This window comes from Sulfitobacter sp. LC.270.F.C4, assembly GCF_032922545.1.
GTDB classification, from domain to species: domain Bacteria; phylum Pseudomonadota; class Alphaproteobacteria; order Rhodobacterales; family Rhodobacteraceae; genus Sulfitobacter; species Sulfitobacter profundi.
In genome coordinates this window covers 1,563,545-1,587,919 of record NZ_CP136692.1, presented here as the reverse complement: position 1 = coordinate 1,587,919, position 24,375 = coordinate 1,563,545, and the positions used below count along the sequence as shown (strand labels likewise).

At 62.9% G+C, this 24,375-nt stretch carries 20 protein-coding genes and 2 pseudogenes; 8 read left to right on the top strand and 14 right to left on the bottom strand.

Translation table 11 applies throughout. The features are described from left to right. Nucleotides 1–38: 38 nt before the first annotated feature. Genes R1T45_RS11605 through R1T45_RS11580 form a run of 6 tightly spaced genes read right to left on the bottom strand, consistent with a single transcriptional unit; the run spans nucleotide 39 to nucleotide 5,942 of the window. A complete protein-coding gene (locus tag R1T45_RS11605; RefSeq protein WP_067625712.1) occupies nucleotides 39–1,643 on the bottom strand; it encodes a carboxyl transferase domain-containing protein in 1,605 nt (534 codons plus the stop codon). Further along, nucleotides 1,640–3,142 carry an AMP-binding protein gene (locus R1T45_RS11600; RefSeq protein WP_317390894.1) on the bottom strand — a complete coding sequence of 501 codons (1,503 nt, stop codon included), beginning with the start codon at nucleotides 3,140–3,142 and terminating at the stop codon, nucleotides 1,640–1,642. The genes R1T45_RS11605 and R1T45_RS11600 overlap by 4 nt, the downstream gene beginning before the upstream one ends. 1 nt (nucleotide 3,143) lies before the next feature. Continuing rightward, on the bottom strand, nucleotides 3,144–3,860 hold the full coding sequence (locus tag R1T45_RS11595; protein WP_132444507.1) for a flavodoxin family protein: 717 nt from the start codon (nucleotides 3,858–3,860) through the stop codon (nucleotides 3,144–3,146). Then, nucleotides 3,853–4,254: a DUF1622 domain-containing protein gene (locus R1T45_RS11590; protein WP_132444506.1), complete on the bottom strand. Its 402-nt coding sequence runs from the start codon at nucleotides 4,252–4,254 to the stop codon at nucleotides 3,853–3,855. Before R1T45_RS11590 ends, R1T45_RS11595 begins: the two co-directional genes overlap by 8 nt. Nucleotides 4,255–4,296: 42 nt before the next feature. Further along, on the bottom strand, nucleotides 4,297–4,782 hold the full coding sequence (locus R1T45_RS11585; RefSeq protein WP_067625694.1) for a lysozyme inhibitor LprI family protein: 486 nt from the start codon (nucleotides 4,780–4,782) through the stop codon (nucleotides 4,297–4,299). Next, nucleotides 4,782–5,942 (bottom strand): isovaleryl-CoA dehydrogenase, encoded by a 1,161-nt coding sequence (locus R1T45_RS11580; RefSeq protein WP_132444505.1) that lies wholly within the window; start codon nucleotides 5,940–5,942, stop codon nucleotides 4,782–4,784. Before R1T45_RS11580 ends, R1T45_RS11585 begins: the two co-directional genes overlap by 1 nt. A gap of 144 nt (nucleotides 5,943–6,086) precedes the next feature. Between R1T45_RS11580 and R1T45_RS11575 the strand changes: the two genes are divergently transcribed. Beyond that, nucleotides 6,087–6,563 (top strand): pyridoxamine 5'-phosphate oxidase family protein, encoded by a 477-nt coding sequence (locus R1T45_RS11575; RefSeq protein WP_120351335.1) that lies wholly within the window; start codon nucleotides 6,087–6,089, stop codon nucleotides 6,561–6,563. Between the two features lie 5 nt (nucleotides 6,564–6,568). Here the strand turns inward: R1T45_RS11575 and R1T45_RS11570 are convergent. Continuing rightward, nucleotides 6,569–6,757: pseudogene (locus R1T45_RS11570) on the bottom strand (aminotransferase); the annotation flags it as partial. Continuing rightward, nucleotides 6,754–7,428: an HAD-IIIA family hydrolase gene (locus R1T45_RS11565; RefSeq protein WP_317390893.1), complete on the bottom strand. Its 675-nt coding sequence runs from the start codon at nucleotides 7,426–7,428 to the stop codon at nucleotides 6,754–6,756. The pseudogene R1T45_RS11570 and the gene R1T45_RS11565, both read right to left, overlap by 4 nt. A gap of 138 nt (nucleotides 7,429–7,566) precedes the next feature. On the opposite strand from R1T45_RS11565, the gene glmU reads away from it, so the two are divergent. The 3 genes from glmU to R1T45_RS11550 are packed head-to-tail and all read left to right on the top strand — an operon-like array spanning nucleotide 7,567 to nucleotide 11,437. Continuing rightward, complete coding sequence (gene glmU, locus R1T45_RS11560; RefSeq protein WP_317390892.1) at nucleotides 7,567–8,919, top strand: bifunctional UDP-N-acetylglucosamine diphosphorylase/glucosamine-1-phosphate N-acetyltransferase GlmU; 1,353 nt, start codon at nucleotides 7,567–7,569, stop codon at nucleotides 8,917–8,919. 2 nt (nucleotides 8,920–8,921) lie between these two features. Next, nucleotides 8,922–10,742 (top strand): glutamine--fructose-6-phosphate transaminase (isomerizing), encoded by a 1,821-nt coding sequence (gene glmS, locus R1T45_RS11555; RefSeq protein WP_317390891.1) that lies wholly within the window; start codon nucleotides 8,922–8,924, stop codon nucleotides 10,740–10,742. Next, nucleotides 10,739–11,437, top strand: a complete 699-nt coding sequence (locus R1T45_RS11550) for a DNA alkylation repair protein (protein ID WP_317390890.1) — start codon at nucleotides 10,739–10,741, stop codon at nucleotides 11,435–11,437. The genes glmS and R1T45_RS11550 overlap by 4 nt, the downstream gene beginning before the upstream one ends. 8 nt (nucleotides 11,438–11,445) lie before the next feature. On the opposite strand, the gene R1T45_RS11545 is transcribed toward R1T45_RS11550, so the two are convergent. After that, a complete protein-coding gene (locus tag R1T45_RS11545; RefSeq protein ID WP_300052037.1) occupies nucleotides 11,446–11,967 on the bottom strand; it encodes a hypothetical protein in 522 nt (173 codons plus the stop codon). An 85-nt stretch (nucleotides 11,968–12,052) separates the two neighbouring features. Here R1T45_RS11545 and moaA point away from each other — a divergent pair, with 85 nt between their 5' ends. Genes moaA through R1T45_RS11530 form a run of 3 tightly spaced genes read left to right on the top strand, consistent with a single transcriptional unit; the run spans nucleotide 12,053 to nucleotide 15,397 of the window. Then, the gene (gene moaA, locus R1T45_RS11540) at nucleotides 12,053–13,060 is read left to right on the top strand and encodes a GTP 3',8-cyclase MoaA (protein WP_067938517.1); all 1,008 of its coding nucleotides are present in this window, start codon (nucleotides 12,053–12,055) and stop codon (nucleotides 13,058–13,060) included. Nucleotides 13,061–13,065: 5 nt separating this feature from the next. Beyond that, complete coding sequence (locus tag R1T45_RS11535; RefSeq protein WP_317390889.1) at nucleotides 13,066–14,361, top strand: 3-deoxy-D-manno-octulosonic acid transferase; 1,296 nt, start codon at nucleotides 13,066–13,068, stop codon at nucleotides 14,359–14,361. Further along, on the top strand, nucleotides 14,354–15,397 hold the full coding sequence (locus R1T45_RS11530; protein WP_317390888.1) for a glycosyltransferase family 4 protein: 1,044 nt from the start codon (nucleotides 14,354–14,356) through the stop codon (nucleotides 15,395–15,397). The genes R1T45_RS11535 and R1T45_RS11530 overlap by 8 nt, the downstream gene beginning before the upstream one ends. Before the next feature lie 61 nt (nucleotides 15,398–15,458). Here the strand turns inward: R1T45_RS11530 and R1T45_RS11525 are convergent. The 5 genes and pseudogenes from R1T45_RS11525 to R1T45_RS11505 form a co-directional block, all read right to left on the bottom strand. Next, nucleotides 15,459–16,621, bottom strand: a pseudogene (locus R1T45_RS11525) (M20 aminoacylase family protein). Between the two features lie 67 nt (nucleotides 16,622–16,688). Beyond that, entirely contained in the window at nucleotides 16,689–17,855 is a 1,167-nt protein-coding gene (locus R1T45_RS11520) for a M20 aminoacylase family protein (protein WP_317390887.1), read from the bottom strand. Nucleotides 17,856–17,881: 26 nt separating this feature from the next. Continuing rightward, nucleotides 17,882–19,228: an FAD-binding oxidoreductase gene (locus R1T45_RS11515; protein ID WP_317390886.1), complete on the bottom strand. Its 1,347-nt coding sequence runs from the start codon at nucleotides 19,226–19,228 to the stop codon at nucleotides 17,882–17,884. 96 nt (nucleotides 19,229–19,324) lie between these two features. Then, nucleotides 19,325–20,488, bottom strand: coding sequence for an acetylornithine deacetylase (gene argE / locus R1T45_RS11510; RefSeq protein WP_317390885.1), 1,164 nt, complete (start codon nucleotides 20,486–20,488; stop codon nucleotides 19,325–19,327). A gap of 10 nt (nucleotides 20,489–20,498) precedes the next feature. Next, the gene (locus R1T45_RS11505) at nucleotides 20,499–22,331 is read right to left on the bottom strand and encodes an ABC transporter ATP-binding protein (protein ID WP_120351348.1); all 1,833 of its coding nucleotides are present in this window, start codon (nucleotides 22,329–22,331) and stop codon (nucleotides 20,499–20,501) included. Between the two features lie 313 nt (nucleotides 22,332–22,644). On the opposite strand from R1T45_RS11505, the gene R1T45_RS11500 reads away from it, so the two are divergent. After that, complete coding sequence (locus tag R1T45_RS11500) at nucleotides 22,645–24,366, top strand: peptide ABC transporter substrate-binding protein (RefSeq protein WP_317390884.1); 1,722 nt, start codon at nucleotides 22,645–22,647, stop codon at nucleotides 24,364–24,366. The last annotated feature ends 9 nt before the right edge of the window (nucleotides 24,367–24,375 follow it).

The window sequence follows — 24,375 nt, the reverse complement described above, 5'->3', positions numbered from 1 at the left end:
GTGGGATCGTGGAGGCTGCCCCCCGCTTCGCGCCACAATCACATCCGGAACAAACCAAATTTCGTCGGCTCAATCGGCGCATTTAGGCTGGCCGAAAGGCTTAGATAAAGCACATCGCGGCTCTTGCGCGGATCGATGATCCCGTCGTCCCACAGCCTTGCGGAGGCATAGAGTGGATGGCTCTGCTTCTCGAACATATCAATCGTTGGCTGTTTGAAGGCGGTCTCTTCTTCCTCGGTCCAGGTGTCGCCCGCCCGCTCAATCGCGTCGCGTTTAACGGTGGCCAACACGCCCGCCGCCTGAGCACCCCCCATGACCGAGATCCGGCTGTTGGGCCATGACCACAAGAACCGCGGACGGTACGCCCGGCCCGACATGCCGTAGTTGCCCGCCCCGAAGGAGCCGCCGACCAGCATAGTGATCTTTGGCACATTGGTGGTGGCCACCGCCGTCACCATCTTAGCGCCGTGGCGCGCGATGCCCTCGTTTTCGTATTTGCGGCCGACCATGAAGCCGGTGATGTTCTGTAGGAAGACCAGCGGGATGTTACGCTGGCTGCAAAGCTCCACGAAATGCGCGCCCTTCTGGGCGGCTTCGGAAAACAGCACGCCGTTGTTGGCGATGATGCCGATGGGGCAGCCTTTGACATGGGCAAAGCCGCAGACCAGCGTCTCGCCAAAGCGGGACTTGAACTCGTCAAAGCGGCTGCCGTCGACCAGCCGCATGATCACCTCGCGGATGTCATAGGGCGTGCGCAGGTCGGCTGGCACGACGCCCAGCATCTCGGCGGGGTCGTAGGCAGGCTCTTCGGGGCTGGCCCAGTCGACAGTGGTCGGCTTGGTCTTGTTGAGCTGGCCCACCGCGCGGCGGGCCAGCGCCAAAGCATGCGCGTCGTCTTCGGCCAGATAGTCTGCCACGCCCGACAACCGCGTGTGCACGTCGCCACCACCGAGGTCTTCGGCGCTGACCACCTCGCCCGTCGCCGCCTTCACCAGCGGCGGACCAGCGAGGAAGATCGTGCCCTGTTCCTTGACGATGATGGTCACATCCGACATCGCGGGCACGTAGGCGCCGCCCGCGGTGCAAGATCCCATTACCACGGCGATCTGGGCGATCCCCTTGGCGCTCATCCGCGCCTGATTGTAGAAAATCGCGCCGAAATGGTCGCGGTCGGGAAAGACTTCATCCTGGTTCGGCAGGTTGGCGCCGCCAGAGTCCACCAGATAGATGCAGGGCAGATGGTTCGCCTCGGCAATCTCCTGCGCGCGGAGGTGTTTTTTCACCGTCATTGGGTAATAGGTGCCGCCCTTCACGGTGGCATCGTTGCAGACCACCATGACCTCATGGCCCTGCACCCGACCGATGCCCGCGATCACACCGGCGGCAGGGGCCGCGCCATCGTAAAGCCCATGCGCTGCTGTGGCACCGATTTCCAGAAACGGGCTGCCGGGGTCGAGCAGGTTCGCCACCCGCTCTCTGGGGAGCATCTTGCCCCGGCTCTCGTGCCGTGCACGGGATTTCTCGCCACCGCCGAGGGCTGCAGCCTCCGCCGCGTCGCGCACTTCGCTCAGCGCCTTGAGATGCGCCATCTCATTGGCCTTATAGGCATCCGAGGATGGCAGGGCTTGGGATGTCAGTTTCATGTTACGTCCTCATTCTCTCGCGCCGCCAGACGCTTTAGTTCTTTGCGGATCACCTTGCCGGTGACGGTCATCGGCAGGTCCTCCACGAATGCGATCTCGCGCGGGTAGGAATAGCTTGCGAGCCGGTCCTTGACCCAATCTTGCAACTCTTTCGCGTCCACCTCAGCGCCGGGTTTCAGCACCACATAGGCCTTAACGATCTCGGTCCTGAGCGCATCGGGCTTGCCGACCACGCCGCAGGTCGCGACAGCGCTATGGGTGAGCAAGCAATCCTCAATCTCCGCCGGGCCGATGCGGTAACCGGCGGAGGTGATCACGTCATCCTCGCGGCCCACAAAGCGCAGGTATTCGCCCTCCCAGATGCCCCGGTCGCCGGTCAGCAGCCAATCGCCGTGGAACTTCGCCGCGGTTTCCTCGGGCCGGTTCCAGTAGCGCAGCATCATCGAAGGCGCGCCCTTGCGGACGGCCACGTCGCCCTCGGCATCGGTGGGGTGACCGCCCTCATCCAGCACGGCGATCTCGAACCCCGGCACCGGCTTGCCGATGCAACCGGGCTGCGCCGGGAAGTCACCCCCGCAGCTTGAGGCCACCATGTTGCATTCGGTCTGGCCGTAGAATTCGTTGATGTCCAACCCGAAGGCTTTGCGGCCCCATGCCAGCATCTCGGCGCCCAGAGGCTCGCCGCCACTGGCGACTGAACGCAGGCCGGGCAAGGATACATCCGCGGCTTTCAGCATGCGAAGCGCCGTGGGCGGGAAAAAGACATTCTTCACCTCACCGCGTGAAATCACATCGGCGCAGCCTTCAACGGTGAACTTGGGCATCCGTGCGGCCACCACCGGCACGCCAAGTGCCAGCGCAGGCATCGCTACGTCGAAGAGCCCACCGATCCATGCCCAATCCGCGGGCGTCCAAAGGCAATCGCCGTCTTTCCCCAGATGATCATGACTGACCGAAACGCCCGGCAGATGGCCCGAGAGCACCCGGTGGCCATGCAGCGCGCCTTTCGGCGTGCCGGTGGTACCGGAGGTGTAAATCAGCACGGCGGGGTCTTCGGGGCCGACATCGGCGAAGTCGACCGGGCCGCCTGCCGTGCCCACATCAGCCGCCATCCACGGGGTCGCCAGATCGCCCAGCAGGTCCGCGCCTTCGGCATCTGTTAGCACAATCGCACAGCCCGCATCGCCGATCCGGCTGGCCAGCGCGTCACGTTTAAAAAGCTTGAACAGCGGCACAGAGATCGCGCCGATTTTCCAGATCGCCAGATGCGCCGCCGCGCACCATGGCGATTGACTAAGCAAGACACCCACGCGGTCACCGGGGGCCACTTCGGCCTTCAGCGCGCGGGCCAGCCCATCGACCATCTCATGCAGCGCGCCATAGCTCACGTCGCGGCGGGCCGCGCCGGTCAGATCAATGATCGCCAAGGCGTCATCGGGCTGCGCCAAACATTGCGCCGCCATATTGCCCTGCCAGATCGGCCAATCGTCCTGTGTCATATCAGCTTCGATACTCCGGGTTTTCGAAATCAAACCGCGCGCCCGCGTCCCAAGCGTTGCGGTCATTGCCTTTTTGTGGATAGCCGCCGGCCGCTTTCAGCATGCGCGCCAAATGCATTGTGTTCCAAGTCATGATCGTGGTGTTGCGCTGCGTGAATTCGTTGTCGAACCCTGCGCGCTTGCCATCCACATCATCGCCATAAGACGGCCCCGGCCCCGCTTCGCCAATCCAGCCGCAATCGGCCTGTGGCGGAATGCTATAGCCAAGGTGGTTCATCGCAAATCCGGTGGTCATGGCGACATGTTTGATGCCGTCTTCGTTGCCCGTAACCACCGTGCCGCCGACCTTACCGTAAAAGACCGATTGGCCCTTGTCGTTCAACTTGCCGCTCATGGCGTAGAGCCGTTCAATCAGCACCCGGCAGGTGCTGCTTTCCTCACCCAGCCAAAGCGGCGTGCCGATGATCAGGATGTCGGCGGCCAGCACCTTCTCCCAGAGCGCGGGCCAATCATCCCGGTCCCAGCCGTGCTCGGTCATGTCCGGGTAGACGCCCGGCGGCACTTGGTGGTCGAGCAGATAGAGGTGTTCGACGCTCACCCCCTGCGCCTCCATGATGCCCGCGCTGGCGTTCATCAGAAGTTGGGTATGGCTGTCGCCCGGTGTCTTTTTGAGCGAGCAGTTCACATAGAGCGCTTTGAGGTCGGAAAAGTCAGTCATCGCCAAGTTCCTTTTTCAGTTGCTCCAACTCCCGGTCGAGGAAGAAAGAGGTGATGGAGCGGATGATGACCAGCATCAGCAGGAAGAGCAGGTCCGCAAACCGCAGGCTGATCGCGGTGTGGATCACGTCCGACACGATAAAAAGCTCCAACCCCGCAAGGATGTAGCGCCCCAGTTCGATGCGCTCGCGGTTGGTGCGGCGCACCCGCTCCGCGCCCTTTTTGGCGATCTCGGCAATCGTCACCCCGGTCAGGAAACGCGCCGCGCCGATCAGCAGCAGAATGATGGCCGCGATGTCGATGACCGCCGCGAGGATCTCGAACCCCTCAATCAGCCACGGCAGAAAATGGTGCATCACACCGCCTTCTGTCTCCAGTTTTATCAGGTTCTCCATCCTGATCCCTCCGTCCTGTCAGGCCGACACTTCGTGACGCGGTTAATAGGCCGCCCCCAGACGCAGAGCCTGTTCGGCCGTCATCTGCATCAGGCAGGCCAAGGTTGCAGGCCCGCCGCCCGTGCCACCGCCCCATTGGCTGCGTTCATAATCGCAGGCGGCATCGCGAAAGGTAATCCACGCGCGCTGCATGTCACGCAGGGCCTCGGCCTGAGAGGGCAATTCCGGCTGGTAGAGCGCGGCATCCTCATCGGCAGATTTGGACTGCACCATCCGCGCGCGGTAGTTCTCGTTCAGCAAGCCGTCCCAGAAGGTCAGCTCCGCGTCCAGACAGCCGCCCATGCCATAGGTCGAATAACCGCCCGGCGCTTCCATGCAGAGGTTTGATGACAGCCCGATACAGGCGCGCTGGTCGGTGAACTCTTGCGCCCCGGCCAGACATTCTGCGGTGGCGGCGTCGGAATAGGTGATCTCTTGCGCGGCCACTGGCCCCGCAAGAAGCGCACAGGCCAGCAGCGCGGCGCGCATCACATGGCCCCCATCATCTCACGGCCCACCAACATGCGGCGGATTTCCGAGGTGCCCGCGCCGATCTCCATCAACTTGGCATCGCGGAAGATACGGCCCACGGGGTTGTCGCTGAGATAGCCCGCGCCGCCCATCGCCTGCACCGCCTGATGCGCCTGCACCATGGCCTGCTCCGAGGCATAGAGGCAGCAAGCCGCCGCGTCCTGACGGGTCACGTCGCCCCGGTCACAGGCCTGCGCGACACTATAGACATAGGCACGGGCCGAGTTCATCGCGGTATACATATCCGCCATCTTGCCCTGCATCAGTTGGAAATCCCCGATCCGCTGACCGAATTGCTTGCGCTCGGCCATATAGGGCATGATCTCATCCAGACAGGCGGCCATGATGCCAAGGCCGATGCCGGCCAGCACGACGCGCTCGTAATCAAGGCCCGACATCAAAACGCGCACGCCCTTGCCCTCTTCGCCGAGGATATTTTCAAAGGGCACTTCGCAGTCTTCAAAGATCAACTCGGCGGTGTTCGAGCCGCGCATGCCAAGCTTGTCGAAATGGTTCGAGGTGGTGAAGCCCTTCATCGACTTTTCAATCAGGAAGGCGGTGATGCCCTTCGAGCCCGCCTCGGGGTCAGTCTTGGCATAAACCACCAGCGTCTCGGCGTCGGGGCCATTGGTGATCCAGTATTTGTTGCCATTCAGGCGGAAGTGATCGTTCCGCTTTTCGGCATTCAGCTTCATGCTCACCACGTCACTGCCCGCGCCCACTTCGGACATGGCCAACGCACCGACATGCTCGCCCGAGCAGAGTTTCGGCAAGAATTGCGCCTTTTGCTCTGGCGTGCCGTTCAGCTTGATCTGGTTCACGCAGAGGTTGGAATGCGCCCCGTAGGAAAGCGAGACCGAGGCCGAGGCGCGGGCGATCTCTTCGACCGCGACGGTGTGGGCGACGTAGCCAAGACCAGAGCCGCCGAACTCTTCTTCGACGGTCATGCCCAAGAGGCCCAGTTCGCCCATCTCGGTCCAAAGTTCGGGCGGGAATTCGTTCTTCGTGTCGATCTCGGCCGCCATCGGCTTCACGCGCTCTTGCGCCCAGCGGTGCACCATCTCACGCATGGCCGCGACGTCTTCTCCCAGATCAAACTGCATACTTGCGTTGAACACGGCTTCTCCCCCCGATTTATTGAACGCTTGTTCATTACCTACCGCCCCGCCCGCTTTGCGTCAAGCGGCGCGATGTGGAACCGCGCTGCGCCGCGGCGGGTTGGCCCTGCGACCAAGCGAACACTACAACAAAGCGAGATGCAAATGAGCGATGATCTGAAAAAAGAGTTCTGGGACCGTCTGGACGACACCCGCGCCGGGATGCTGGCAACCAAGACCGCCCGTGCGATCCCGATGACCCACTACATCGACGAAGACGACCGTTCCGCCGTGCTCTGGTTTATCACCGCCAAAGGCACCGATTTGGCAAAATCTGCCGAAGGCCGTGCCGCTGCGGAATATCTGATTGCCAGCAAGGACGAATCCCTTTGGGCACGGATCGACGGCCATGTCTCTGCCGTGACCAACCCGACTGAGTTGGACAAGATCTGGAACGCCATCGCGGGCGCTTGGTTCGAGGACGGCAAGCAAGACCCCGATGTGCAACTGATCCGCTTCGACCTGACCGAGGCCGAGGTCTGGGCCACCGATGGCGGGTTCAAATTTCTCTATGAGATCGGCAAAGCCCAACTGACCGGCGAGAAACCCGATATGGGCAAACACGGCATGATCCGCTTCTAAACCTAGCCGCCCGAGGCCACGGTGAGGCAGGAATTCGCTCCCATTGACGTAGCGAATTCCTTTTCCAGTAAGGGGATCTCGGCGGGGGTCGTCCTGTACCGGTGCAACCGCCCGTGTCGGATCACCGCCGCCTCAATCGCCCCGTCAGGGATCGGCTCCCGCTGCGTGAAGCTGCCGAAACGCTCTGCCGTCAGGCGGCTTTACCGATCAAACGCTCAATGACCTCCGGCAGGTCGGCAAAATCGTCCAACAGGGCTTCGGGCTCCAGCGCTGCCATGTCTTCGCCCGAGGGGCCAAAAGTTACCAGCACACAGGGCACCCCGGCGGCTTTGGCGGTTTTGCGGTCGGTGTCGCTGTCACCGATCAACACGCATTGCGCCGGATCGCCGCCGGCACGCCGCGCGGTTTCGAACAAATGCTCGGGGTCGGGTTTGCGCACGTCCAGACTATCGGCCCCCAGCATCGCGCCGAATGCATCCCGCACGCCAAGACGGGTCAGCAGCAACTCTGCCAAAGCCTCGGGCTTGTTGGTGCAGATCGCCACGCGGTAACCAGCGGCCTTGAGCGCGGCCACCGCCTCCATCGCGCCGGGGTACATGATGGTATGGGTGTCGATGTCGCGGCCATAGGCTTCGAGCAGCATGGGATAGTAGCAGTCGATCATCGCGGCATCATCGGCACGGCCCAGCTTTTGCATTCCCAGCGTCAGCATGGCCCGCCCGCCGCGCAGCGCGGTGCCCGCATCCTCGGCATGAACCAGCACATCGCCCTCGCCCATATCACGGAAACAGGCGTTGGCGGCCGCGATCAAATCGCCCGAAGTATCGGCCAAAGTGCCGTCAAGATCGAAAACCACTGTCTTCACTGGGTACTCCTTGGGCGGAACCCCGCCTTGCAAAATGGCATCGTGTTGCAGACCGCAATCTAGTTTGATGGGCCACAACCTTGCGCCTTTGTGCGAAGCGCGTAAAGAGAATGCAAGCTGAAGGACAAAGAGATTTACATGGAAACTGCACTGATCATCCTTGCCGCGGGCAAGGGGACACGGATGAACTCGGACCTGCCAAAGGTGCTGCACCGGGTCGCCTCTGCCCCGATGCTGGAACACGCCATGGCGGCTGGTGCCATGCTGGCGCCGCGCCATACGGTTGTCGTCGCGGGCCACGGGGCGGATCAAGTGCGTGCTGCGGCCACCCTCTTTGACGAGGACGCGCAGGTGGTCGAACAGACCGAACAGCTTGGCACGGCCCACGCTGTGGCACAGGCCCGCCCGGCGCTGGAAGGTTTTGACGGTATGGCGCTAGTGCTCTACGGCGACACGCCCTTCGTGCAGCCCGAGACACTGGAAAAGATGCAGGAGGCGCTGGCGACACATGATGTGGTGGTGCTGGGGTTCGAAGCCGCCGACCCCGCCCGTTATGGCCGTCTGGTGATGCAGGGCGACACCTTGGAGCGTATCGTTGAGTTCAAGGACGCCTCGCCCGAGGAACGCGCCATTACCCTGTGCAATTCCGGCGTGGTGGCTTGCAAATCTGAGCTCCTGTTCGATCTGATCGACAAAGTGGGCAACGACAACGCCTCGGAAGAATACTACCTTACCGACATCATCGGCCTTGCCCGCACCGACGGGCGCAGCGCCACCGTGGTCACCTGCACCGAGGCCGAGACGATGGGCGTGAACTCCCGCGGCGACCTCGCCCGGGCCGAGGCTGCGTTCCAATCCCGCGCCCGCGCGCTGCTGATGGAAGACGGCGTAACCTTGGTCGCCCCCGAAACGGTCTTTCTATCCCGCGACACCTATATTGGCCGCGACACGGTGGTGGAACCCAACGTCGTCTTCGGCCCGAATGTGACCGTGGAATCCGGCAGCACCATCCGCGCCTTCTCGCATCTTGAAGGGTGCCATGTCTCTCGCGGCGGCGTGGTCGGCCCCTATGCCCGCCTGCGTCCCGGCGCGGAATTGGCCGAAGATGTGCGCATCGGCAATTTTGTTGAGGTGAAGAATGCGCAGATCGCCGAAGGGGCCAAGGTCAACCACCTGAGCTATATCGGCGATGCCACCGTGGGCGCCCGGAGCAACATCGGGGCGGGCACGATCACCTGCAATTATGACGGTGTGATGAAACATCACACCACCATCGGCGCGGGCGCTTTCATCGGGTCGAACACCATGCTGGTGGCCCCGGTGACAATCGGCGAAGGCGCGATGACCGGCTCGGGTTCGGTCATCACTTCAGATGTGGAGCCAGAGGCGCTGGCCCTGTCGCGCGCGCCGCAGATCGAAAAACCGGGCATGGCCCGCAAAATGTTCGAAATTCTAAAGGCCAAGAAGGCGAAAATGCAGAGGGGCAGCTAAACATGTGTGGAATTGTAGGGGTGCTTGGCACCCATGAAGTCGCTCCCATTCTGGTAGAGTCGTTGAAACGGCTGGAATATCGCGGCTATGACAGTGCTGGCATTGCCACGCTGAACAACGGCAAACTCGACCGCCGTCGCGCCTTGGGCAAACTGGTCAACCTCTCCGACGCGCTGGTGCATGAGCCGCTGGCGGGCAAGTCCGGCATCGGCCACACCCGCTGGGCCACCCATGGCGCGCCGAGCGTGACCAACGCCCACCCGCATCAGGCCGGGCCGGTGGCCGTGGTGCACAACGGGATCATCGAAAACTTCCGCGAACTGCGGGCAGAGCTGGCCGAACATGGCGCGCATTTCGTCACCGAGACCGATACCGAAACCGTCGCCCTGCTGACCCAGCATCATATGGCGCAGGGCGCAGGCCCGGTGGAGGCCGCCAAACAGACCCTCGCCCGCCTCGAAGGCGCCTTTGCCCTGGCATTCCTGTTCGACGGGCACGAAGACCTGATGATTGCTGCACGCAAGGGTTCGCCCTTGGCCATCGGCTATGGTGAGGGTGAGATGTATGTGGGCAGCGATGCCATCGCGCTGGCCCCGCTGACCAACCGGATTGCCTATCTCGAAGAGGGGGATTGCGCCGTCCTCACCCGCACGTCGGTAGAGATCACCGACCGCAACGGGGCGCTGGCCAATCGTGCGATCAAATCCGTGCAGATTGACAATACCCGCATCGACAAGGCGGGGCACAAACACTTCATGGCCAAGGAAATCGCCGAGCAACCCGGCGTGATCGGTGCGGCCATCGGCCACTACCTGAACTCCGAAGGTGAGATCAACATCAGCGCGCAGGATATTGATTTCACGCAGTTTGACCGGATCGTCATGGTGGCCTGCGGCACTGCGTCCTATGCCTGTTTCACCGCGAAATACTGGTTTGAACAGATCGCCCGGCTGCCGGTCGAGATCGATGTCGCCTCGGAATTCCGCTACCGTGAGCCGCCGATCCCGCCGCGCACGCTGGCGGTTTTCGTCAGCCAATCAGGGGAAACCGCAGATACGCTGGCCGCCCTGCGCTATTGCGAGGGCAAGGCCGCGCGCATCCTTTCGGTCGTCAACGTGCCCGAAAGCTCCATCGCCCGCGAAAGCGATCTGGCCTTGCCGATCCATGCCGGTGTCGAGGTTGGCGTCGCCTCAACCAAAGCCTTCACCTGCCAATTGGTCGTGCTCTTTGCGCTGGTTCTCAAGGCCGCACGGGACCGCGACGCGATCAGCGCCGAGACATTCGCCGATCACATCTCAAGCCTGCGGGGGCTGCCCGCGATCATCAGCACGGCGCTTGAACAGAACGACACAATGCAAGAGGCCGCGCTGAAGCTCTCACATGCCCGTGACGTGCTGTTCCTTGGCCGAGGTCAGATGTATCCCCTCGCTCTCGAAGGCGCCTTGAAACTCAAGGAAATCAGCTACATACACGCCGAAGCTTATGCATCAGGTGAACTGAAGCACGGCCCCATCGCACTGGTGGATGAGCATGTGCCGGTGGTCGTTATGGCGCCGCGCGACGCGCTGTTCGACAAGACCGTCAGCAACATGCAAGAGGTCATGGCGCGCAAGGGCAAGGTGATCCTGATCTCCGACTCCAAAGGGCAGGCCGAAGCCAATGAAGGCGTCTGGTTCAGCATCGAAATGCCCCCCGTCCCGGATGCACTGGCCCCGATCCTCTATGCGGTTCCGGCGCAGTTGCTGGCCTATCACACCGCCGTGGCGAAAGGCACGGATGTGGACCAGCCGCGCAATCTGGCGAAATCGGTGACGGTGGAATGAATTTGGAAACCGCCCTTGAGGACCTCGAAGCGCAGGCCAACCCGGCCCGCGCCGAAGAGATGCGCGCCTATCACAAAGCCGACCGGCGCTATCTCGGCTTGACCAACCCACAGATTGCGGAGTTTGCCCAGACTTGGCGCGATGCGCTCGATGTCGAGGGCCGTGTCGCCCTTGCCGACGCCCTATGGCAGTCGGATATTTTCGAGGCCCGCGTCGCAGCAGCAAAGCTGCTGACCCAAGCGCGACTGCGCCCCGACGATCAAACCGCATGGGCGTTGATCGCAAGCTGGACCGCGGATTTCGACAGTTGGGCGATTGCCGACCATGCCAGCATGGCCGCGCAGAAACGTCTGGTGGCCGATCCGACACGTCTGGACGAAGTGGAAGGCTGGGTCGCCTCCGATCATCTCTGGACGCGACGGGCGGCTTTGGTCTCGACCCTGCCGTGGACCAAGCAGAACAACCCCAAACCAGAAGAGCTTGCCGCGCGGGACCGCATCCTTGGCTGGGCCGCGACGATGGTGCCGGATCACCGTTGGTTCATCCAAAAGGCGATCGGTTGGTGGTTGCGCGACCTGTCGAAACACGATCCCGAACGCACCCGCGCCTTTGTCGCCACCCATGGGGAGGCGATGAAACCTTTCGCGGTGAAAGAAGCGCTGCGCCTGCTGAAAAAGTCAGACGGCGTAGGCTGACCCCCGCCCTACCCCGCGGTCGAGACTTCGACCGTGGTAAGGTCGGTCAAGGATGCGCCGATCAAACGCAAGGCGGGCAGCGACATGCGGCTGCCTGCTGTTGCGGGACCATCAAGCGGGATCAGGGTCACGGCGGCGGATTTGCCGGTGGCAGGATTGGTAACCCGACCCGGCTGTTCGGCGTCGACCAGAGGTGTTTTCAACCACAGGCCCGGCTCTGTCGCGCTGCCCAGACTGACCACTGTCGTCCCCAAGGCGGCACCGGTGCTGGCGGGCGCGCGGCTGGCTGCTTCGCGCTCTGCGGCGGTGGTTGTATCAAGCGCCTCGGCACTGCTGCCCCCGGTCGCGATCGGAGAGGCGGCAGGCGGCGTCGCAGCGGCCGGCGCGGTCGCGGCCTCTGCCGGGGCTTCGGTCGGGGCAGATGCGGCCGCAGGCTCGGACTGGGAGGCATCCATGCCGAGACGGTCCGACAGGGTGCTGCAGCCTGCCGTGGCGGCGACGATGAAAAGCGGTAAGATAATACGTGTCATCCGCGCAGCCTATCCGCGCCCTGCCCCCTTATCAATCGTCCAAATGCCGCTTGCCCCGCAGTGGGCGGGGCATTACCTATGAGACATGACAGCACCCCTTATCGACCCTTTCATGCGCGCAATCACCTACCTGCGCGTCTCCGTCACTGACCGCTGCGATTTTCGCTGCGTCTATTGCATGTCGGAAAACATGACCTTCCTGCCCAAGAAGGAATTGCTGACGCTGGAGGAGTTGGACCGCCTGTGCAGCAACTTCATCAACCTCGGCGTCGAAAAGCTGCGCATCACCGGTGGCGAGCCGTTGGTCCGGCGCGGCATCATGACATTCTTCGACGGCATGAAGCGCCATCTCGACAGTGGCAAGCTGAAGGAGCTGACGCTGACCACCAATGGCAGCCAGCTTGAACGCTTTGCCGATGATCTCTATGCTGCGGGCGTGCGGCGGGTGAACGTCTCTCTCGACACGCTGGACGAGCAGAAATTCGCGGACATCACCCGCTGGGGCCGCCTGCCGCAGGTGCTACGCGGGATCGACGCGGCGCAGCGCGCGGGCCTGAAGATCAAGATCAACGCCGTGGCGCTCAAAGGTTTTAACGAACCCGAACTGCCGCGCATCACCGAATGGTGCGCCGAGCGTGGGATTGACCTGACATGGATCGAAGTCATGCCGATGGGCGATCTGGGCAACGAAGACCGATTTGGTCAGTTCTGGTCCCTGAAAGACGTGCGCGCGCGCTATGCCGAACATTATACCGTTACCGATCTGGCCGAGCGGACCGGCGGCCCCGCCCGCTATGTGCGGCTCGAAGAGACGGGTCAGAAGATCGGCTTCATCACCCCGCTGAGCCATAATTTCTGCGAAAGCTGCAACCGCGTGCGGGTCACCTGCACCGGTGAGATTTTCATGTGTCTGGGCCAAGAAGACGTGGCCGATCTGCGCGCCCCACTGCGCGATCACCCCGATACGGATGTCCCGCTGCAAGAGGCGATCCGCGCGGCGATCGACCGCAAGCCCAAGGGGCATGATTTCGACTATTCACGCCAGCGTGTCGACGGGCAGATGCCGCGCCACATGAGCCACACGGGCGGCTGAGCCCGATGACCACGCCGTTCCTCTACCGGGCATGGGTCGCGGCAAGCACTGTGATGCTGCCCATCGCAGGACGGCAGTCCATGGCCAAGCTGCGCCGGGCCGAAGTTGAGCCGAAACGCGCGCGCGAAAAGCTTGGCCACGCCAGCCAGCCGCGCCCCGAGGGGCCGCTGATCTGGTTTCACGCCGCCTCTGTCGGGGAAAGCCTGTCGGTTTTGGCGCTGATTGATCGGATGGGCCGCGCGCTGCCGCAGGCGCATTTCCTCATCACCTCCGGCACCGCGACCTCGGCCCGGCTGGTGGACCGACGCCTGCCGCCGCGCAGCCGGCACCAATTCGCCCCGCTCGACGCCCCCGGCCCGCTAAAGCGGTTCCTCAACCATTGGCGGCCCGACGCGGCGCTTTTCGTCGAGAGCGAGCTTTGGCCGCAGATGCTGCGGCGGACCCATGCGCGTGGCACGCCAATGGCGCTGATCAACGCGCGCCTCTCGCAACGCTCTATCGAACGCTGGCAGAAACAGCCCGCGCTGGCGGGGTTTCTCTTTAGTGTGTTTGACCTGATCCTGACGCAGAATGACGCGATGGCGCGGGCCATGACCACCATCAACGCCCCCGCCGATCGGGTCGCTCCGGGGATCAACCTCAAGTCTATGGCAGGCCCTCTGCCGCAGGACGATGACACCATCGCGCAGGCCCGTGCGGCCTTGGGCGACCGCCCCGTCTGGATCGCCTCCTCCACCCATCCGGGCGAGGAGAAAGCGGTATTAGAGGCGCATCGACAACTGCTTGAACAGGTCCCCGACCTATGTCTGATCCTTGTTCCCCGCCACCCGGAACGCGGGGACGAGGTGGCCGGCCTCATCGCCAGCGTCGGACTGACCCATGGCCGCCGGACGCGGGGCGACATGCCGCGCGAGCAGGTCTATCTGGCCGACACATTGGGCGAGCTGGGCACCTGGTACGCGCTGTCCGACATCGTCTTTCTGGGCGGATCGCTACACCCAATCGGGGGGCATAACCCCTATGAGGTTGCGCAGGCCGGGGCGATGGTGCTTTCGGGCACCCATGTCGCCAATTTCGCCGAGACCTTTGCCGAGATGGAGGCCGCAGGTGCCGCGCGTCTGGTGGCGGGCACGCAGGATTTGGCGGACCGTGTGGCGGATCTTTTGCGCAACGATATTGCCCGCGCCAGCGGTGTGGCCGCGTCGAAAACTTATGCCGCGGGGCAAATCGACAAACTCGACAGTATTGCCGTGCGGCTGATCACGGCCCTGCGCCTGCGAGAGGACAGCGCCGATGCCTGAGCTTTTCGTCACCAACTACAACCGCAATTTCACCGGCGTCTCGGCCACGGCGGCCAATGTGGTGCGCCAACAGGTCAATCGGCACGAGTTGGTGTTAGTGGGCCAACCCCTGCCCGGCTGCCCGGTGCCGCTGACCCGTGCCGCCGCGGGGCGGATCACCCGAAAACACCCCCCCCAAGACCGCCCCTTCGCCATCTGGCACGTCCGCCGCAACCCCGAGATGCGCAGCGCGCTTTGGCTGCGCGATGTACGCGGGGCGAATATCCGGATCGTCTTCACCTCTGCCGCGCAGCGCCTGCATTCAGCCTATCCACGCTGGCTGATCCGGCAAATGGACGCGGTCATCGCCACGACCGAACGCGCGGCGGAGTTCGTGCCCCATGTCCGCGCCGTGGTGCCGCATGGGGTGGATACCGATGTCTTCTCTCCCGCCACCAACCGGGGCGCCGCTTGGGAGCAATTGGGCTTTGGTGGCACTCATGGCATCGCCACCGTGGGGCGCATTCGGCCCGAGAAAGGCACCGACCTTTTCGTGGAGGCGATGCTGCGCTTGCTGCCCGAACGCCCCGGCGCGGTGGCGCTGGTGATTGGCCGCGCGGGCGGCAAACATGAGGCGTTTCTGACCAAGCTCAAGGCGCAGGTCGAGGCGGCGGGCCTCGCGGAGCGGCTGCTTTTCGTGGGCGAATACCCGGCCGCCGACCTGCCCAAACTGATGCGCGCGCTGTCGCTGGTGGTGCAGCTGCCGCGCTACGAGGGCTATGGTATGGTCCCGCTCGAAGCGCTGGCCTCGGGCGTGCCCTTCGTGGGCAGCGATGCGGGATATTACGGCGCCTTTTCGAATGGTGGCCGTGTGGGCAAGGTGGTCCCGCTTGGCGCGGCGGAGGCTGCGGCCCAAGCCGCGCTGTCCCTGCTTGAGCGAGAGGACCAAGCCGCTCTGTCAGAAGCTGCGCGCCACTGGGCCGAACACCGCTTTAGCGCGCGGACCGAGGCCGATGGGATCGAAGCCGTCTATAACGCGCTGTGGGAACGCGGCTAGGCCCGCCAAAGAAAAACGCGCCCCCGAAGGAGGCGCGCTTCCAACGTGTCCGATTGCGGGATCAGGCCGCTGGCATCCGCTGCTCGACGATACCCGCCCACCAGCTACAGCCTGCCGGGATCGCCTCATCGTTAAAGTTATACTCCGGATGGTGCACCGCCGCCGTGTCGCCGTTGCCGACGAGGATATAGGCACCGGGGCGTTCTTCGAGCATGAAAGCGAAGTCTTCCCCCCCATGACCAGCGGCGCCTCGACGCAATCGCCCGAGATTGAGCGTGCCACATCGGCGGCAAACTCGGTCTGCTCTTCGTGGTTCACCATGACCGGATAGCCGCGGTGGTAGGTCACATCCGCTGTGCCGCCAAAGGTGCCCGCGATGCCGTTGCAAATCTCGTTGATCCGCTTTTCGGCAAGGCTGCGTATATCCGCCGACATCGTGCGCACGGTGCCTTTCATCTGCACCCGCTGCGGGATCACATTGAAGGCTTTGGAAGATGTCTCAAAGGCGGTGACCGAGACGACGATCTGCTCCACCGGGTCGGCATTGCGCGATGTAATGGTTTGCAGCGCCAGCACGGCCTGCGCGGCCATCACGGTTGTGTCGACGGTCTCATGCGGCTTGGCGGCATGGCCGCCGCGGCCCTCAAAGGTGATGTCGAACTGATCCGTCGCAGCAAAGAAAGACCCCGGGCGGATGCCGAAAGAGCCCGTGGGCATGCCCGGCCAGTTGTGCATCCCATAGACTTCTTGGATGCCAAAACGGTCCATCATACCGTCTTCGCACATCTCACGGCCACCGCCGCCGCCCTCTTCGGCGGGCTGGAAGATCACCACGACGGTACCGTCGAAATTGCGGGTCTCGGCCAGATATTGCGCTGCCCCCAGCAGCATCGCGGTGTGGCCGTCATGACCGCAGGCATGCATCGCGCCGTCGGTCTTAGAGGCATACTCAAGCCCGGTCTGTTCGTGGATCGGCAGCGCGTCCATGTCGGCGCGCAGCCCGATGACCTTGCCCGATCCGGTTTCCTTGCCCTTGATCACGCCGACGACGCCGGTGCGGCCAATGCCCTCGACGACCTCGTCGCAGCCGAAGCTGCGCAGCTTCTCGGCCACGGTGGCCGAGGTGCGGTGCGTCTCAAAGAGGATTTCGGGGTTTTCATGCAGATCGCGGCGCCATGCGGTGATGTCGTCATGCAGCTCGGCAAATCGGTTCTTAACGGCCATTTGGGAAGTATCCTCCGGAGTTGGGTTGGCGCTGATTTTCATGCAGTCGCATTTATCTGCCACATGCTTACGCCCTTGCCAGCCGGTCCTCAACCACCTGCGCGAACCATGAGCAACCCGCCGGGATTGCGGCATCGTCAAAGTCATATGCCGGGTGGTGCACCGTCACCCCGTCGCCGTTGCCGATCATAATATAGGCACCCGGTCGCGCGTTGAGCATATAGGAAAAATCTTCGCCTGCCATGATGGGCGGGGTGTCGCGGTCGGTGCCGGGGGTGATCTTGTCGGCTGCCTCGGCGGCATAGAGGGTGTGGTCGCTGTGGTTGCGCGTGACGGGATAGCCGCGCTGATAGTCGATCTCTGCCTTGCACTGATGCGCTTCGGCAGTCAGGCGGGTGAGGTCGTGCAAGCGCTGCTCGGCCAAATCCTGCACCACGGGGTCCAAAGTGCGCACCGTGCCGCGCAGAAGCACCTGATGCGGCAGGACGTTGTGGCTGTCGGTATCGCTGCGCAGGGTGCAGACCGAGACGACGACCTGTTTCAGCGGATCGGTGTTGCGGCTGGCGATGGATTGCAGCGCGATCAACACATGGGCGGCAGCGAGGTTGGTGTCGATGGCCTCATGCGGGGCCGCGGCATGGCCGCCCTGCCCGGTCAGCGTGATGTTGAACTCATCCGCCGCAGCCAGCAGCGCGCCCTCGCGGATTGCGAAATGCCCGGTGGGGTGGCCGGGCATATTGTGCATGCCGTAAACCTCATCGATATCCCAACGGTCCATCAGCCCCTCTTGCACCATGACATTGCCACCGCCGCCGCCTTCCTCGGCGGGTTGGAAGATCAGCACGACGCGGCCATCGAAATTGCGCGTCTCCGCAAGGTATTGTGCAGCACCCAAGAGCATCGCCGTATGCCCATCATGGCCGCAGGCATGCATTTTGCCGGGGGTCTTGGAGGCATAGGGCAGCCCCGTCGCTTCCATGATCGGCAGCGCATCCATATCGGCGCGCAGCCCGATGGTGCGGTTTGAGCGATTGCTCTGCCCCTCGATCACCGCGACCACGCCGGTCTGCGCGATGCCGGTGGTGATGTCGGTGATGCCAAAGCTGCGCAGCTTGTCTTCGACGAATTTCGAGGTTTCGGGCAGGTCGAACATCAGTTCAGGGTGCTGATGCAGGTGGCGGCGCCATGCGGTGATCTCGGCGTGGGTCTCGGCGAAACGGTTCTTGATCGGCATGGGCTTTGTCCTTTGAAACAATGAGGTTAAAGCGCCGGACCGGGGCGGATGGGCGTGCCATCACTGAACCGGTCGGCGCGAAATCTGCTCAGATCATGCCCCGGCGCATCGCCCATGACCAGAGCGGCCAGCACCCGCCCCATCCCCGGCCCGATGCCAAAGCCGTGGCCCGACATGCCAGTGCCAATGACGAGGCCCGGAATTTGGGCGCAACTGTCCACCACGGGTACGATATCGGGCATTGTGTCGATCATGCCCGCCCATGAATTGCGCGCCGTGATGGGTGGCAGTTCGGGATAAAGCGCTGCGAACTGCTTGACCGTGCGGCGCAACCGGCGGTGATCGGGGGCAGGATCAAGGATGCGCATCGCTTCAAAGGGGCTGACGCTGTCCGCGGCCCATTGGCGCGGGGTGCGCCATGCATCAGGAAAGCCCTTAGGTGCAGACATCCGCAGCCGCTGGCCAAAGGGGGTGGCTCGCAACTGTGGGAGGTAGTGACGCAGGGCGCGGAAGGCATCTGGCCCGACATAGAGGTCGGGCGCCGCCCCCGGAGCCAGCGTATACCCCCCATCGGCGCGGCGGCGAAAGGCCAGCCCGGCTTCGGCCACGGCACCGGCGTGCACCTCGGGCAGCACATTGGTCGCCACCACGCTTTCGCGTACGGATAGCTGCGGCAGGGTGACGCCATGCGCGCGCAGGAAAAGCGCCGACCATGCCCCGCCCGCCAGCACCACCGATGTCGTGCGGATCGCCCCCGCTTCGGTGCTCACCCCCGCCACGCGGCCCGCGGCGAGGTCAAGCTTGCGCACCGCGCAGTTCTCGATGATGCGCACGCCCTCTTTGACGGCCAAGGCGGCCAGCGCTGGCACCGCGACCCAAGGTTCGGCCCGCATGTCGGAGGGGGTGATCAACGCCCCGGAGTAGCCTTTGCTCAGCCCCGGAAAAGCCGCCGCCACCTCGCCTGCGTCCATCAACCGGCTGTCGATCCCATTCGCCTTGGCGTGGGGCAGCCAGTCTGCGTAGCTCTGCATCTTGGCGTCAGAGTTTGCCAGATAGGTCACGCCGGTCTGTTTCAGCCCGATGTCGCGGTCGAGATCTGGGGCCAGTTCGCGCCAAAAACGCGCGGCTTCGACCATGATTGGCAACTCATCCGGGTCGCGCCCTTGTTGGCGGATCCAGCCCCAGTTGCGGCTGGATTGTTCGGCGGCAATGCGGCCCTTTTCCAGCAGCGTCACCTGTTTGCCCGCCCGCGCCAGAAACAGGGCGGTGCAGACACCGATCACGCCACCGCCGATGACCACCACCTCGCTGTCACGCGGCGGGGTGCGGGGGTAGCTGGCAGGGGTGGCAAGGGTGATAGGAAAAACGGACATGCGAACCCCGGAGGCTGGGACCGCGCGGCTGCACCGGGCGGCCGTGGAAAGGACAGGCCCCTGCGGGGGGCCTGCCCTAGGTCTGTCAGGGATGGCTCAGCCCTGCAAGCGGGTCAGCAGCCGGCGCATGAAGTCGTGACCGGCCTCGAATTGCGCCACGTCGATGAATTCATTGGGCTGGTGCGCCTGCGCGATGTCGCCCGGCCCACAGATCACGGCGGAATACCCTGCCTCTTGGAACTGCCCGGCTTCGGTGCCGTAGCTCACCTTGTGGCTGGCGTTGTCGCCGGTGATCTGGCGCACGATCTGCTCGGCCTCGCCGTCTTTCTCGGGCTGCAGTGCGGGCACGTCAAAACGGGTGGAGGTTTCGATGTAGGTCTCTGGCACCACGCCCTGCATCTGCTTTTCGACCTCGCGCACCTTCTTGAGGTAGGCGGTGCCCCATTTGTCTTTGTCTTCGCCCGGCACCACACGGAAATCCATCGCGAACTTGCAGTCTTTCGCGGTGATATTATGCGCGGTGCCGCCTTCAATTACGCCGACATGGGCGGTGGTGAAGGGCGGGTCGAACATCGCAGCCGTATCCGTCGGTTTGGCGGCCATGTTGTCGCTGTTCACGTCATTGGCCCATTCGATGAGCTTCGCGCCCGCCATGATCGCGTTGACCCCGGTGTGCAGCAGCGAGGAATGCACCTCGAAACCCACGAGATGTGTATTGAAGCCAATACCGCCCTTGTGCCCGGTCACCGCCTGCATGGTCGAAGGCTCGCCCACGATCACCGCCGAGCCCTTGGGCACCACGCCCTGCATCGCTTGGATCATCGGCGGGGCACCGGTGCAGCCGATCTCTTCGTCAAAGCTGAGCGCGATCTGTAGGGGGCGTTTGACGTCTGCATAATGCGCCTCGACCAAAGCCCAGAGCGCCAGCGCGTCAAAGCCCTTCATGTCGCAGGTGCCGCGTCCGTAATAGCGGCCGTCTTTCTCGGTCACGGTGAAAGGGTCGGTGTCCCATGCCTGCCCGTCGACCGGCACCACATCGGTATGGCCCGAAAGCACCACGGCCCCCTCCTCCCACGGGCCCGCATGGGCGAAAAGCGCATGTTTGGGCTGATCAGGATCGACGTAGCGGTGGCTCTCGATCCCGTGGGAGGCGAGGTACTCGGCCACCCAGTCGATCAGCGGGATGTTGGTGTCCCGCGACACGGTGGGAAAGCTAATGAGTTTGGTCATCAACTCGAGCGGGGTCAGGCGTTCGTTCATTGGTATTCTTTCAATAGCCACTGTCGGTGGTCAGCACATGGTGCCCCGGCTCCACCTCGCGGTAGACCGAAGGCTCGGCCCGATAGCTGACAGGGTGGATCGGCGAGGGAATTGGTTTGAAGTTCAGGTCTTTCTCGGACTTGCGCCGGCGCGGATCGGCGATTGGCACGGCCTTCATCAGCGCTTGGGTATATGGGTGCTGCGGGTTCTCAAACACCCGCTGGCGCGAGCCCATCTCGACGATGCGCCCCAGATACATGACGCCGACGTAGTGGCTTACCCGCTCCACCACCGCCATGTCGTGGCTGATGAAGAGGAACGACAGCTCCATCTCGGCCTGAAGCTCCATCATCAGGTTGAGCACCTGCGCCTGCACAGACACATCAAGGGCCGAGACCGCTTCATCCGCGATGATCAGCTTGGGGTTCAGCGCAAGCGCGCGGGCGATGGCGACCCGTTGGCGCTGGCCGCCTGACAGCTCATGCGGGAAGCGGCGCATGAAGCTGCGCGGCAGTTCCACCCGGTCGAAGAGCATCTCGATCCGCTTGGTAATTTCGGCCCCCTTGAGGGTCGCAAAATTGTGGATCGGCTCGGCCACCTGATCCGCGAGTTGCATCTGCGGGTTGAGCGAGGCGAAGGGATCCTGAAAGATCATCTGCATGTCGAGCCGCGCGGTGCGCAAAGCTGATTGGTCGAGCGACATGATATCGACACCGTCAAGGTTCACCTCTCCCGACATCGGCTCCACCAGCCGCAGGATCGACCGTCCGGCGGTGGATTTGCCACAGCCCGATTCGCCAACGAGGCTCAGCGTCTGACCTTTGTTGAGCGTAAAGGACAGGTCTTCGACCGCATGCACATTGGCCACAGTGCGGCGCAGGAAACCGCCCTGCACTGGGAAGCGCGTGGTCAGGTTCCTGACCGACAAGAGCACCTCTTCGCGGCCCTTGATCGGAACGATTTCCTTGTCCTCACTGCCCAAAAGCTTCATCGGCTCGGGGTATGGCTTGCCCGTCATCTCGCCCAGTTTCGGCACGGCGGCCAAGAGCGCTTTGGTATAGGGGTGCTGCGGGTTCTCAAAGATTTCCTCGACGGTGCCTTCCTCGACCTTCTTGCCGCGGAACATGACGACGACCCGGTCAGCCATCTGCGCCACCACGGCCATGTCATGGGTGATGAACATCACCGCCGTGCCCGTTTCGCGCTTGAGCCGGTCCATCAGGGCGAGGATTTCGGCCTGAATCGTCACGTCGAGCGCGGTGGTGGGCTCATCCGCGATCAGCAGGCGCGGCTCGCAGGCCAGTGCCATGGCGATCACCACGCGCTGGCGCATACCGCCCGAAAGCTCATGCGGGTACTGCTTCAACCGGCGCTCAGGCTCAGGGATGCGGACCTGCTGCATCAATTCCAACGCACGTTCCTCGGCCTCTTGCCGGGACATGTTCAGATGCAGGCGCAGGCCCTCGGTCATCTGCTTGCCGATGGTAAAAACGGGGTTCAGCGCGGTCATCGGCTCTTGGAAGATCATGCCGATTTCATTGCCGCGAATCTTGCGCATGAGGCTGCCGCTGCTGGCCGCCAGATCGACCTGCCCCTTTTCACCACGCTCAAAAAGAAGGCGCCCGCCTGCAATTTCACCGCCGCCGTATTCGACCAGCCGCATCAGCGACAGCGAAGACACCGATTTGCCCGATCCCGATTCCCCGACAACGCAAACCGTCTCACCGGGGTTGATGTCGAAACTGACATCTTCGACGCCGACAACTGGGCCATCTTTGGTTTGAAATTCGACGCGCAGGCCCTGAATTTGGGCGATTGGCGCCCCGTTTGCGTGATCCAGCATCTGTTTCCCTGTTGTTTTTATTGGCGCAGATTTTGCCCGACGCTACGGCGAATGTCATGAGACTGTCAAACCTGACGCGGGCAGTTCGCGCTTTGTCATATTTGCGCCATGTCCGCCCTTGCAATTTTTGGGAAACCTGTTTCGATATGGCCCATGCGGTTTGGAAAGAACGCTTCGATCACAGGTTGAATATTGCTTTTTTTGTTATGTTTAGCTGGTGAAGCTCATGTTCTTTCTGGGGCGACAACAACAAGGCGGGGGCAATCCCGTCGACAAAAAGCGGCACGCCCACGTGTCCAACATGGAGTAAGATATGAAATTGAAGACCCTATTGATGGGGGCTGTCGCATCGACTGCGTTTGCCCCTATGGCCTTTGCAGAAGCCCATGAGGGCGAGCGTGGCCGCGACGGCGAAGTCAAAATCATTTATTGGCAGGCGCCTTCGATCCTGAACCCCTATCTGTCGAGCGGCACGAAGGACGTCGAAGCGTCCTCGCTGATCCTCGAACCCCTTGGTCGCTATGACGAAACCGGCGCGCTGGTCCCCTATCTGGCGAACGAAATTCCGACGCTTGAAAACGGCGGCGTGAGCGAAGACCTCAAGACCATCACATGGAAGCTGAAAGATGGGCTGATGTGGTCCGACGGCACCCCCGTCACCGCCAATGACGTCAAATTCACCGCCGATTACTGCATGAACCCCGAAGGCGGCTGCGCACAGTTGGCCAAATTCGAAGGTGTCTCTTCGGTCGATGTGGTCGACGACCAGACGGTCAAGGTTACCTTCTCCGAGCCGATGCCGAACCCCTACGGCCCCTTCATGGGCGGCCAGTCCCCGATCATTCAGGCAGCGCAGTTTGCCGATTGTACTGGCGCCAAGGCGCCCGAGTGTACCGAAGCGAACTTTAACCCCATCGGCACCGGCCCCTTCACCGTCACTGAGTTCCGCCCGAACGACGTGATCACCATGGCCGCGAACGAAAACTACCGCGACCCGAGCAAGCCCGCCTTTGCCTCGCTGACCTTCAAAGGTGGCGGCGACGCGACAGCTGCGGGCCGTGCCGTGATGGAAACCGGCGAATTCGACTACGCTTGGAACCTGCAATTGGCCCCCGATGTCATCGCCAAGATGGCCGAAGGCGGCAAGGGCAAGCCGATGTCGGCTTTCGGCACGCTGGTTGAGCGTCTGGAACTGAACATGACAGACCCCTCCCCGGACCTGCCGGAAGGTGAGCGGGCCACAGCCAAGCACCCGCATCCGTTCCTCACCGATGAGAGCGTCCGCCGGGCACTGTCGATGGCGATTGACCGCGAACTGCTGGTCGAAGTCGGCTACGGCCAAGCGGGCCGCGCCACCTGTAACATGGTGCCCGCGCCAGAGCTTTACGCCTCCGACAACACCGACTGCCTGACCCAAGACATCGAAGGCGCCAAGGCGCTCTTGGACGAAGCGGGCTGGGTTGACAGCGATGGCGACGGCATCCGCGAAAAAGACGGCGTGAAATTGGAAATCCTTTACCAGACCTCGACCAACGCCGTGCGTCAGGATTTCCAAGCGCTGATCAAAGATTGGTGGAGCCAGATCGGTGTTGAAACCGAACTGCGCAACATCGACGCTTCGGTCTTCTTTGGGGGTGATCCCGGTTCGACCGACACGTTCCAGCGTTTCTATGCAGACGTTGAAATGTACGCCAACAACTTCGACGGCACCGACCCGCAAAGCTATCTGGCTCAGCGGACCTGCGCCAAATTCCCAAGCCCGGAATTGCAGTGGCAGGGTGAGAACATCAACCGCTTCTGCGAAGAAGAGTATGACGCGATGGTGGCCGAACTGGGCCGTACCGGCGAAATGGAAAAGCGTGGCGAACTGGCCAAAAAGCTGAACGACATGCTAACCAAAGACAGCTACTCGATCCTGCCGCTGGTTGACCGTGGTCGCGTTTCTGCTGCAGCCAACACCCTTGGTGGCGTTGTTCTGAACACATGGGACTCCGAGCTGTGGAATGCCGCCGATTGGTACCGCATGGAAGAGTGATCTAGGACG

Coding starts and splice junctions, on each gene's coding strand:
- R1T45_RS11550 (WP_317390890.1), top strand. CDS start 10,739: ATGAATTTGGAAACCGCCCTTGAGGACCTCGAAGCGCAGGCCAACCCG.
- R1T45_RS11605 (WP_067625712.1), bottom strand. CDS start 1,643: ATGAAACTGACATCCCAAGCCCTGCCATCCTCGGATGCCTATAAGGCC.
- R1T45_RS11575 (WP_120351335.1), top strand. CDS start 6,087: ATGAGCGATGATCTGAAAAAAGAGTTCTGGGACCGTCTGGACGACACC.
- R1T45_RS11600 (WP_317390894.1), bottom strand. CDS start 3,142: ATGACACAGGACGATTGGCCGATCTGGCAGGGCAATATGGCGGCGCAA.
- R1T45_RS11505 (WP_120351348.1), bottom strand. CDS start 22,331: ATGCTGGATCACGCAAACGGGGCGCCAATCGCCCAAATTCAGGGCCTG.
- R1T45_RS11585 (WP_067625694.1), bottom strand. CDS start 4,782: ATGCGCGCCGCGCTGCTGGCCTGTGCGCTTCTTGCGGGGCCAGTGGCC.
- R1T45_RS11530 (WP_317390888.1), top strand. CDS start 14,354: ATGCCTGAGCTTTTCGTCACCAACTACAACCGCAATTTCACCGGCGTC.
- glmS (WP_317390891.1), top strand. CDS start 8,922: ATGTGTGGAATTGTAGGGGTGCTTGGCACCCATGAAGTCGCTCCCATT.
- R1T45_RS11545 (WP_300052037.1), bottom strand. CDS start 11,967: ATGACACGTATTATCTTACCGCTTTTCATCGTCGCCGCCACGGCAGGC.
- R1T45_RS11535 (WP_317390889.1), top strand. CDS start 13,066: ATGACCACGCCGTTCCTCTACCGGGCATGGGTCGCGGCAAGCACTGTG.
- R1T45_RS11520 (WP_317390887.1), bottom strand. CDS start 17,855: ATGCCGATCAAGAACCGTTTCGCCGAGACCCACGCCGAGATCACCGCA.
- R1T45_RS11590 (WP_132444506.1), bottom strand. CDS start 4,254: ATGGAGAACCTGATAAAACTGGAGACAGAAGGCGGTGTGATGCACCAT.
- argE (WP_317390885.1), bottom strand. CDS start 20,488: ATGAACGAACGCCTGACCCCGCTCGAGTTGATGACCAAACTCATTAGC.
- R1T45_RS11500 (WP_317390884.1), top strand. CDS start 22,645: ATGAAATTGAAGACCCTATTGATGGGGGCTGTCGCATCGACTGCGTTT.
- moaA (WP_067938517.1), top strand. CDS start 12,053: ATGACAGCACCCCTTATCGACCCTTTCATGCGCGCAATCACCTACCTG.
- R1T45_RS11595 (WP_132444507.1), bottom strand. CDS start 3,860: ATGACTGACTTTTCCGACCTCAAAGCGCTCTATGTGAACTGCTCGCTC.
- glmU (WP_317390892.1), top strand. CDS start 7,567: ATGGAAACTGCACTGATCATCCTTGCCGCGGGCAAGGGGACACGGATG.
- R1T45_RS11515 (WP_317390886.1), bottom strand. CDS start 19,228: ATGTCCGTTTTTCCTATCACCCTTGCCACCCCTGCCAGCTACCCCCGC.